Source organism: Nostoc sp. CHAB 5715 (assembly GCF_020829685.1).
In the GTDB taxonomy this organism is placed as follows: Bacteria; Cyanobacteriota; Cyanobacteriia; order Cyanobacteriales; family Nostocaceae; genus Nostoc.
Genome location: NZ_JAIVFR010000270.1, coordinates 1 through 7,947, shown reverse-complemented (window position 1 = coordinate 7,947; position 7,947 = coordinate 1). Strand labels below are relative to the sequence as shown.

Below are 7,947 nucleotides of genomic sequence, written 5' to 3'. Positions count from 1 at the left end.
TAACCAAAGGTTGCAGTGGCAACAGTTTGTCCAAGGCATCACAGCGAAGAATCTTAAGGAGAAAATAACGCAATTTTGGCAATCTTACTACCAAAGCCAAAATCAAATCCGGCGAATTGCGACAATCATATATTTGTTGGGACTGCTGCTGAACCCGAGCAGTCGCGGTGACATTTAGTAAGTTTTTCCTCAGTCCTGCTATTATGTTTTCCACATCATTTTGAGCTATTACAATTTTGTAGTGGCGCAACTCTTGATTAGGCAATTTGAGGATAACATCTAGGCGGTCTGGTAAAATAATTGGATAGATCACTGCTGCTCGTTGGTCTTTTTTGTCAACCACTGGGTCAAGTTCCTGCGTAGGATTTAAACAGGCTGACCGAAAGAAGTTATCCAGTTCTGCCAATTGCAGAGATTCAATTACATCACGAGCAAGCTTTAGATTGTCTTGATTGATACCATCTTGCGGCGATCGCGGCGCGTTAGCCTTTAGTAGAGAAGCGTCTCGTTGCTCTAGCTTCTCGAAGGGAACAGAAGCGCTGCTGCTTTCGGGAGAACGCAACAGCAATTCAACTAACTCTCGATACACTGGTTCGATATTTTCCCGGAAGGAAAACTGAACGTCTGGATTGATGGCTACTAAATCACCACGCAGAGATTGAAGGGTCTTGTAGGCTACGTTATAGGATGCGATCGCGCCTTTAATATCTCCCTTTTTTTTCAGTATGCGTCCTAGTTGCCATTGCCACTGATAAGCAATATCCGATGCATTAATACTTTGCGCTATGAATAAAGCTTTGTCGGTAAGCTCTTGAGCATCAGAAAACTGCCCGGTTTTTTCATACAACTCACCAAGACTACCCATAGCATAAGATTCTGCTCGTCGGTCTTGCAAGCTTTGCGCCTGCTTGATCGCGGTGGACAATTGCTGGGCAATGTTCAGCCATGAGGGGGTATCTATGCTAGTTTTTTCTTTTAATTGGGTAAGATTTTGGGCAAATTTAATCCGAGTATATACGGTAGTTCGGCTGGGTGGCAAGTTGCTAATTTCTGACTGGATTTGAGACGACAATGCCAATGCATCTTGATCTTGCTTTTTCTCCAAAAGTAGACTAAGTAAATTTAGGTGAGCCTGGATGCGTGTGATGGAGGAAACAGATACAGCAGCAGCCTGCTGGTAGTATTGTAAAGCCGCTTCAGTGTCTTGCTGGGCGCGGGCTGTGTTGCCTAAACTGAGTTGAGCCTCAGCGATCGCTTTTGGAGATTGTACTCGTTTTGCCACTGCTAAACTTTTCCCCAATACTAACCGTGATACGTTTAAATCACCGACAACTCGGCGGATGTTGCCAAGACTACGCAGCCCTGTAGCTACAAGAAGTGAGTCTGGAAGGCTGGTAAGGGTTTGCTGTACTTCGTTTAAAATTTTGTTAGCCTGAAGGTAAAGCCCTAAAGCTTGCAAAGCTTGTGCAGAGTTAATCTGGTTACGAGTTAATCTAGCCTTGTCGCCTATTTGTTGATAAATATCAGCGGCTTTTTGCCAGGTAGTTAAAGCCGCTTCTGCTTGTCCTTGTGCCAGTTGTAACTGTCCTTGTACATCTAGGGCTTGTGCAATAATTTGGGAACGCTCACCGGAACTGCCCGTATTTTCCCCTGACTGTAATAATTTTAAACATTGGGCGATCGCTTCCTCTGCTTCAGCCCACAAGCCAAGTTGCTGATAAGCCAAGGAGAGATTACTCAGCGTCATCGCTTCTTGTAATCCATCTTTAGAGGTTTTAAACGCAGCAGCAGCCTGTTGCAAAAGTTTGATCGCTTCAGTAAACTGTCCCGTGTCGTATAATATTTTGCCCTGTTCCACTACGCTTGCTGTTTGGGACGGGCCGCTTTTAAGGGAGAGTAGGGAGGAGAAAGTAGAAGATTCAGCATTTACCAGTTCCCTGCTTTCACTACTTCCCTGTTTTCCCCATTCCCCTTGCTCAGTCAAATTTTGCATGGCAGAGTAGACGGCAGGGGGTTTTGCCAAAACAGGGGATAAGGCTATGCATAGAAATGCAGTGAACAGCGCTAATAAAAAATGATTTGGCCATTTCATACGCAATTATTACAACAGTTTTCTTTTTTTTGAACCACCGAAGTTATATAATGCAATACGCTTGGGTTAAGAAAAATTGTAGGTTGGGTTAAGCAAAGCGCAACCCAACAAAGCCCGGCAAATGTTGGGTTTCGTTCCTCAAACGCCACTTGCTACCCTGCGGGAACGCTAAAAGCGAACAAGTCGGGAAACCGCAAGGGCGCAGGGCTGCCCCAACCTACATAGTTTAAGGTTTTTAGCGTTAACTGAACTGTATTGTTATATAATGCCCGGTTAATTCGTTATGATTCTATAATCATTGCACCCCAGGGCTATTTTGTTCTAAACATAAACCGCCCAGAACTAAAGTTCACAGGCTTTTAGCTTAAGTCCACTAAAGTGGACTAAAAGCCTTTCTTAGTCGTCTTTAGACGACTTTTGCTATTAGCCTCAGAATTTATTCTGAGGCGGGCTAGATGAGAATGAAATAGCCCTGCATTGCACCCCACACGCCAGATGCTCCACATCTACAAAGATTTGCAGTTCGTTACGCTGGCGTGACAAAGCTAAATTCTTGCAATCATGGCGTTCGCATTTGTTACTTCAGCGTTCGCATTTGTTATTTCGGCGTTCGCATTTGTTACTTCGGCGTTCGCATTTGTTACTTCGGCGTTCGCATTTGTTACTTCGGCGTTCGCATTTGTTACTTCGGCGTTCGCATTTGTTACTTCGGCGTTCGCATTTGTTACTTCGGCGTTCGCATTTGTTATTTCGGGGTTCGCATTTGTTATTTCGGGGTTCGCATTTGTTATTTCGGCGAACGCATTTGTTATAGGGTGGGTTCCCTCCTGCCTCCTGAATAATTTGTAATTCGTAATTCGTAATTAAAGAGGGTACAAGCCCCCACCATAATCTGTGATTTGGTGGTGCAACAATTCAGTGGAGGGTGCCAGCCCCTACTGATTGTAACTACGAATTACGAACTTGTACTGAGCGTAGCCGAAGTATTATCAATTACGAATTATGTTGACTTTTGCCTTGTGGTACTAGCTTTCGGAAGTTTCCTGGGAGAACTTCTTATGGATAGTTTTAGTAGATTCCCCATCAGCAGCTACCGTTATCAGATAGTCCATTAAACCATCTGAAAAGGGAAGACGTAGGTGGAAAGTGCCATCGGGTTTGATTTTGATGGAATGGCCACCAATGTTTACGCTTGTATTTGGTTGGGTTGCTCCGTGAATAATCAACTCAGCATCAGTCACAAACCAAAAATCTTCGTGGGAACGATTGAAAACCCGAACATTAGGTGAACGGGCTATGAGTAACCAACGATCGCCATCTGCTATATAGCCAATTTCAACCATGTAGTCGCGATCGCTGACGGGAATAGCTACAAAGCGATCGCGTGCTACCTCTTCAGATTCATACTGCTGTACAAGCTGGGGACTTTGATAACTCAAGTCAATCCCTGTCACATCATACAGCCGCACTACCAATTGGGAGCCGCCCTGTTGTTGCAGTGCTTCTTTCTGAGCCTTGGAAATGTGCCAAGAGACATAAGCCCACTTGGGAGTGCGGGGTGTGAGCAAAATACTGCTCTCCTCTTCACTGTTCTCTTCTTGGACATCTACCAAGCCAATAGCTGTTTCGCTTGCTAATGCTACATCTTCAACAGTGGAATCTGTATGAACAATAGGTGTTTCACTTGTTAACGCTACATTTTCAACGGTGGAATCTGTATGAACAATAGGTGTTTCACTTGTTAACGCTACATCTTCAACGGTGGAATCTGTAGGTACTGGACTGAAGATACGAACGATCGCTGAACGGGCGATGAACAACCAGCGTAGTTTACCGCCGTAGGCATCGCCATCAGCAATATAGCCAATTTCAGCTATGTAATCGCGATCGCTGATGGGAATTTCCACAAAGCGATCGTCTGCTGTCTCCTCACATTCATACTGCTGGACAATGTGAGGACTTTGATAACTCAAGTCTATCCCAGTTACATCGTAAAGCCGCACTACCAATTGAGAGCCGCCCTGTTGTTGCAGCGTTGCCTTCTTGGTTTCGGAAATCTCCCAAGAGACATGAGCCGATGTATAAGTATGTGGTGTGAAGACGATACTGCTCTCTTCTTCGACATCTCCCAAGTGAATATCTGTTTGATCCGCAATTGCTATATCATCAACTATGGGATCTGGATGGACAGGACTGAAGACACGAACAATTGCTGAACGGGCGATGAATAACCAGTACTCGCCATAAGCGACATAGCCAATTTCAGCTATGTAATCGCGATCGCTGATGGGAATTTCCACAAAGCGATCGTGTGCTGTCTCTTCACATTCATACTCCTGCACCAAGTGAGGAGTTTGATAACTCAAGTCTATTCCAGTTACATCGTAAAGCCGCACTACCAATTGAGAGCCGCCCTGTTGGAGCAGCGCTGCCTTCGTGAGTTCGGATATCTCCCAAGAAACATGAGCCGATGTAGAAGTATGCGGTGTGAGCAAAATACTGCTCTCTTCTTCTGCCTCTATCAAATCGGCAGATGTTTCGGCCGCAATCGGCACACTGTCAACCGTAGTATCAGTTTGTCCTTTGGTATCTAATCCAGAAATGGTAGTCCAGCCTGCAATTCCTACGCCTGCTGCTAAAGCCGCAGCACCCGCTAAATCTGTGGAGTCATTTTCAGCAATACCTTGCTCAACAGTAGGCTCTGCTTGAGATTCTTCCTCTGGCAAATTGACAGTGGGTTCAGCTGCGTCCGCTACCACATTGAATACATCTTCTTCTGATAATTCTGGCAAATCGAGCAGTGAGGAGGTTTGTGCCGTTGATGGTTCTACATCGGCTGTCACTTCCTCAGACACTGGTAAGGGCAATTCATCTACTGAGTCTGTATCCTCAGTTGAGGTAATACTCTCTAGCCAGTTCAATTCTGCCTGAAGTTGCTCATCTATCTGATCTTCACTAACTTCTGTGTCCCAATACCCAAAATCAGATGTTACTTCTGGCACATCTGGTAATTCGGGGAGTGGGGCTATCTCCTCAGATAAAGGCAGTTCCACATCAGATACCTCTTCTGGAATATTAGGCAGGTGAGGATATGAAGTATTTACTACAGCTGCCGGGGCTTCTGTGTCCCATTCAATTTCATCAGAATCCCATTCAATTTCGCCAGAATCAGGCTCAGGGTTTACCTCAGTATAATTACTTGGCTTACCTATCTCATCAGTTGCATCCGCTTCTGTTTCTTTGTTCCTAAAGGCAGACCAGCTAGCCGCTCCGATGCCCGTTGCTAGAGCCGCACTATTAGTTAAAGCTGCTGCTCCCAAGTTGTTATTTTCTGAGCCATTAGCTACGCTTGATGTTGTGTCTTCATAGGAATTAGACGGTCCATTAGTTCCCTCTCGTACTAAATTTGATGTCCCTTGAGTAGCATTCTGGGTCAGGTCAGATTCTGTTTGAGCATAGATGTTGAAAGGAGTGCGATCGGGGCTTTCTTGCTCTTGCAAATGCGGCACTGGCTGCTCCTCAAGCATCGCTTTGTTAATGGAGGAAGCTGTGCTGGCATTGAGTACTGCCATTTCTCCATTTTCTGTGCTGGGTGGACGAGGATCTGATTCTGGTAAGTTGTCTGTTTTCTCAGTAGACAATGGGCGTTTTCCCAAAACCCACCATAGGAACGCTCCAGCTACAGGAGTAAAAAACAAAGGTAGGAGCAACCAAAATGGTGTTTCCCTATTGACAATTGGACTGGGTTGTGTAGTAGCAGGAGCCACAAATGGCTGTTCGGCAAATGCAGAAGTAGTTGCACTAGGGGAAGGCGTAGCAGCAGGTGTCGTTTGGACACCTGGGGAAGCTGTGACGGGTTGTAATACGTTGGTGGCGATCGCCTCTGCTTCGGCAGTTCTACCTTGTTCTATAGCCTTCTGTCCTGGGGGTGCAAGGGTAAAGCCGAGAAAATCTACTGTGCTTAAACTCGGATTTTTTTTGTAAACGTAAACTAAAGGTTGGGAGAAGGGATATTTCTCATCATCTGGTAAGGCTTGATGTAATTGCAGAACTCGCACACCTTTCAATTTTGACACCTGATTAGCTAACACATAGCTGATGCCGTCTTTGCCCAGTTGTTTGATGATTTCTGCGGTATTATCCTCAGTTAGTTGGGTAGCATTGGGCCCTGTAGCAAATTCAGCAGTGTTGAAGGCTGGATAAGTCCGAAAAGTATTGCGAGTCTCACTCGTGTTAGGGTGATCGATTAACCGAATCTTCCCTGAAGGCCCTCCTAGCTGTGACCAATTTGTAATTTGTCCCCGGAAAATCCGGGCGAATTGCCTACTAGTCAAGTTTCCTTTGAAAGGATTATCTGCACCAACCACGATCGCAATCTTCTCACGGTGCAAGCGAACTTGCTCCAGTCCTTGGGCTTTTTCTGCTGGCGTCAACCCACGCCCCATTGCTGCTATGTCGATTTTGCCATCTAGCAAATCTTTCAGTGCCGTATCAGTGCCGTTAGCAGCAACTTCAACCTTTGCGCCAGAAAACTGTTTTTCAAAATTTTCTTTCAGGCTTTGGTTGATTGCACTCAAGCTACTTGAACCATCAATCCTTACTGTCGTCCCATTCTGCACTGTTTGCGGCAGTGTAAAAGAAGGAGTTTCAGGTTTCGACTGTGCCAGCATGGGTTGTGACACCAGTAAATTTGCTGCCATAGGAGTTGTAGCTAAGGCAAGCCATAATGCCAGTCTAATTATCGAAGTATCTTTTTTTTCTTGTTGACACATATGCCCCTTATTAAAGTAAAAAATAGAAAGCCTGTAAATCCGAAATCGCTAGCTTTTTAGAGATTATGGAGGAGACGCGCTAATTATACATCTGAGTTATCTTTACTTCTAAGTTCCTTTAACGCACTTATATTGATTTATACTTCGCTATAGCTTGGATAGCATGATAATTTATACTCTAATTACCAGAGTCTGTTTACTATAAAATTTTCTAATTTATATTGCAACTTATACCAAATTGGTAGCGTATGGCCCAATACAGTTCAGTGAAGGATTTTTGGTACTGATTTTAGACCTGTAGAGACGCGAAATTTCGCGTCTCTACCAAGGTTTTTGGGCTTACAGCAGTTTTCATGTATTTGAACCACATCTATCGTAGGGGTTTAGCAATGCTCATTGGTGTCAACTTAAGCTAAAAATCGCTTATCTGTTAACTTCCTCACCCGCCTTGGAATGAATTCCAAGGCTAATAGCTCAAGTCTACTGAAGTAGACTAAAAATTTTTCGGATTATTTAGTCATCAAGAGATGACTTTCGCTATTAGCAAGGAACTTAAGTTCCTTGCGGGACATGACTTTTACGTTAAGTTGACACCAATGAGCAATGCGCTTTACCCCTACCGCGTGGTCTATTTACCTGAAAATAGCTGTAACTGAACGGTATTGGCCTATGGCCACAATTATGAATTATTGAATTAGTGAAGTACCACATACTGACCCCGATCGGGGCTTCTGAATTCATAGATTGTTAACCTTCGGTTTCAGCAGAACCCTGCAACGGAAAATTCCGCTTCGCTTTTTATTGCGAATTGTAAAGAAGTATATTTGTTAAATAATATTATTTTTATTAGTACTGAGTTCTGAACGAGCGCTGAGTACTAAGTACTAATCGTTTAGAACTCACCGGAATCTACTACATTTTTGAGGTAACAATGACAATCTGGCTTATTAATCAATGACTCCACCAAGGCATTCAGGGCAGTAGCAGCTAAAGCACCACCTCCCAAAGTTCCTGCAACTGTAATAAAAGGTATCTCTTGTTGCAATGCCCATTGGCTTTAGCCATGCTCCTGCAGCCAAGGGA

At 44.4% G+C, this 7,947-nt stretch carries 2 protein-coding genes and 1 pseudogene; all 3 read right to left on the bottom strand.

Going from position 1 to position 7,947, the window contains the following annotated elements; all coding sequences use genetic code 11:
• On the bottom strand, positions 1-2,092 hold a 2,092-nt coding region (locus LC574_RS16440), incomplete at its 3' end, for a tetratricopeptide repeat protein (protein ID WP_229454508.1).
• Positions 2,093-3,117: 1,025 nt separating this feature from the next.
• Positions 3,118-6,792, bottom strand: a complete 3,675-nt coding sequence (locus LC574_RS16435; RefSeq protein ID WP_229454507.1) for a DUF4912 domain-containing protein — start codon at positions 6,790-6,792, stop codon at positions 3,118-3,120.
• Positions 6,793-7,756: 964 nt separating this feature from the next.
• A pseudogene (locus LC574_RS16430) lies at positions 7,757-7,909 on the bottom strand (precorrin-8X methylmutase); the annotation flags it as partial.
• Positions 7,910-7,947: the final 38 nt, after the last annotated feature.